The organism is Cupriavidus sp. FW305-46 (genome assembly GCF_058787075.1).
In genome coordinates this window covers 1-3611 of sequence record NZ_JBYSZI010000131.1, presented here as the reverse complement: position 1 = coordinate 3611, position 3611 = coordinate 1, and the positions used below count along the sequence as shown (strand labels likewise).

Sequence of the window (3611 nt, the reverse complement as noted above, 5' to 3'; positions counted from 1 at the left end):
GGCCCGCCCTTCCCCTCGCGCTCAACCATCTTCACCCCGCAGGCCGCGCATGTCGGCGTCCGGTAATCCCCCTTGAATGCCTGGGCCAGCAACGTCGCCTGCTTGTACTGATCGAGTGCGCGAATCCGCTCGATGATGGCTGCACCGTCAAGCAATTGAATGCCGGCCTGCTCTGCCGACTCCTGCACCGGTCGCCCGACGTAGCCGGATAGTGACCAGAAGACGCCCCTGTAACGTCGCGCCGAAATTGGCGCGATTTTGCGCAATGATTGGCACAGCGGGATGGCCCCAAAACACACCTCAACGATCGCCCGACGCTGGCTTCTTAACGACGGGTGGCCTTCGCGGCGTCCTTTCGGCCATTCGCTTAACATCGGCGTCATGGAGGTAAAGGGACTCCATAACGTGTTCCATGATGTCGACCAGAGTCGTCAGGTCCTCCTGACTCGGCGTATAGCCACGATGGATGGCCGCGCTTCCTACGTCCAGGACGGACTTCAGTCTCTGCTGCATAAGCAGAGAAACATGGCCTTGGGCGTACAGCGCAGCCAGCTTGTCATCAAACGAGCCTTGGTCACCGCCGATCTTGTCGATAGTGGCTTGCTCGAGAACCGCTCTGACGCCCATCGCAGCGAGATGGGGTTGGTCATTCTGGAGCGCCTTATACACCTCTCGCCCGATTCTAAGCGTCGAATTCTTCACTTCAGTCGACCGCCACCATTGCGTTATCCAGTCGGGCGTCTTTCGATAAGCCGGCGGGGGATACGACGTGCTCGATACGTCGTCGCCCATGCCGGTCATGTTCCAATCCTCGCGCAACTTAACGGTGTCACAGCCTCCGCATTGGAGCGTGTAGTAGACGTATCGCTCCACGCTGTTATCTTCTACAAAGCGCTGCTCCGCCGCATGGAGGACGTTATGCCATGTCTCTCCTGCACAGCAGTTACAAAAGGATTTGACACGACCACTTAGCTGCTCCATAGACCCTCCCGGTCTTCCGCGTTATTTGGCAGATTTTATACGTGGTCGGAACAGCAGCCCGTGCTCCCTGGCGCTGACAGTTCGCGGCTGGGCTGTAGCGTAAAGGGGCCGGTCGTAGTGGCTCGCGATCGGAATGCGCGTGCGGGGCGAGGCAAATTCCCGCATCCGCTGGATTGACGGCAGGTAGCCGGCGTGGAGTCCCCGCCCAAGCAAGGAAGGAAGGAAGGAAGGAAGGAGGTGTATGGCGTAACCTTGTGATACGCAAGACTCTCCGACCGTAATGCGTACCAGCAAGGTGCGCGCCCTTCTGATTCAAGGTTTGGCGGCACACCGCCGTGCAGGCCCGGAAAGTCCTCAGAGCCATCCCATGGCGTCTTCAACGAATAGCGACCCTCTCGCCCTTCACCCGCAAACCTAGACTGGGCAAGGGATAGCAGGTTTTTCCGCCCATAAGAATCTCGTGAATTTCAGCTTACTGGGGCCGCTTGCTCTACACTGCCCGCAGGAACCACTCGGGGGCGACCGCCACAGCGTTGCCATCCGCATCCTCCACGACACTGAAGCCAGCCCGACCGAGCCAGTCACGGAGGACCGATGCGCCGCTACGCTTGAGTCCCCCATTCGCCATAACAGCGGGGCAAATCCCCATTCGCTTAGCCATGGCTGCAACCTTCTGGTTCGAGACCGAAGCAGCCTTACGCAGCGCCGCAGCCTTGTCATTGCCCACGATGATCTTCAACACAGTCGCTACGGACTTCGCATCTTTGGACGCAGCGTCGAAGAAGCCGCACAGCTTGGGAATGCGCGAGGCGTTAGCACCGTATGCCATCCACCAAGCGGCACGGCCTTCGGGCGTCAGCGACTGGAAGAAGGCCATCTGCTCAATCGTGGGCAGCTCACTCGGAGGCAGGTCAAACATCTGCCCGCAGCGCATCACCTCGAATTGCTTCCGAGTCGATCTGTCATTGCAGGATTGCCGCCACTTCCGGGGAAGGTTTGTATCCGTATAGTCCAGCATGCCAAGAGAAGCGACCTCATCGAGTACAGTCTGCGCAGCCGCAAGCGGACTGTCGTCTACGCTGGCCGCAGTGCCACCGCGAGCAAGCCGGGGCTGCAAGACCCTGTAACCGGCTTCTTCGAGCAACAGCTTGACGGACCAGCGCGCCGCCCTATTGGACAGTGCCCCTCGCTTCATGAACGCTTGCATTAATGCCACGGCTTCATCTACGGTCCGGCCACGAAAGTCCGGCACGCTGCCCACTTCCGGCAGGCTGCGCTCGGAAAACGGCTCGTCCACCAAGTTCTTTACTGCCATGAAAACCTGTGCGTCGTGAGCCTGCCGAGCACGCCCCACAGCCTGGACAACCCAAGCAGGATCGACTCTCCCAGACGTAGCCAAGACGGCGTTGTAAGACCCGGCAGTGTCATCAAAGCTCGTGCCGACACCGCAGACACTCGTGTATGCAACAAGTAGCCGGGTCTTCGACTGGACGCTCTCGACAATAAAGGGCGTGATGTCCGACTCCCAGTCAATGCCGTTGAGCCGCTGGACGTAGGCCCGGTGCGCCTTCTCGTCAGCATCGAACCGACCAAGTGCAAGGATGCGCCGCTGATCGATGCGGGCCTGCGCAGCCTTTACAAAGGCAACTAAGACTTCCATGTTATCGAAGGCCACGCAGCAGAGTTGCCCAGCTTCAGTGCGGCGAACAACCTCATCTAGACACTCCCGGATCAGACTTTCACGCTCGCGGGCGTCGTCACCGGCAGCTAGTACAAGTTCAATTGGAGGAGCCTTGAAGTCAGGCATGCCCCATGTGCCACCCGGTCGCTGCTTTGGTGCAACTCGAACGCAATCAATCCGGCGATTGGTCATGGCCTCAACGAGTGCGACGTGCGCCTCGCCCGCCGTGGCGTCCATGAGCAGGACCGGCGTGCTTGAGTCTCGTAGGACTCGGAAGAAGTCCGTAAGCACATCGACGCCCTTATCGGACTTTTCCGTACACATCCGGTGCAGTATGTAGCCCAACTCATCCACGACCACAGCGACGCGGCCACGACCCTGTACAACAGTCTCCGCAAACGACGGCAAGCTGTCGATACATGACACGAGCCCGCCGAACTCTGGATAGGTACCGTCCAAGTACAGTCCGCGATCCTCCGGTTTGACACGCTTGTAGCCTTGAAGCGGATGAATGCCTGGGGTCGTCGCCAGCAGCTTTACCGCCGACGCCGCGAGATTCGCCAGCGGCGTAAGCCACAGCACTTGAAGACCAGCACACTGCCAATCCTTGACGAACTCGACGGCATGGCCGCTACTCTTTCCTGCCCCTGTCTGCGACCGATCCAGCAGCATCCATCCGTCGGCAAGACCACGCCGGGCGGCGTTCATTGCGTCCCAGTCCGCGACCGTATGTGCAGCGCAGGCCGAGCGGGCTCGCACATCCGCCGATGCCAGCCGCTCGATTTCCTCCGCAGCGCCGTTTTGCAGCCGATCGTACCCCGGCCCCTCCGCAGGACTCCCACCTGTCTGCAAGTTCATCAGATGCTCCCTGAGCTTGCCCCACGCTGTTGCTTGAGCGCCCGAGTCCAGGCCGAGCCTGATCCGTCCGTACCCCATCGTTACTATCGAG

2 protein-coding genes and 1 pseudogene are annotated in these 3611 nt (G+C 60.1%); all 3 read right to left on the bottom strand.

Features of this window, described 5'->3' with window-relative positions; genetic code table 11:
• Positions 1–266, bottom strand: a pseudogene (locus tag AC3WON_RS31035) (hypothetical protein); the annotation flags it as partial.
• Positions 267–300: 34 nt separating this feature from the next.
• Positions 301–981, bottom strand: coding sequence for a DUF4145 domain-containing protein (locus tag AC3WON_RS31030; RefSeq protein ID WP_492353474.1), 681 nt, complete (start codon positions 979–981; stop codon positions 301–303).
• Positions 982–1471: 490 nt separating this feature from the next.
• On the bottom strand, positions 1472–3611 hold a 2140-nt coding region (locus AC3WON_RS31025), incomplete at its 5' end, for a hypothetical protein (RefSeq protein ID WP_492353473.1).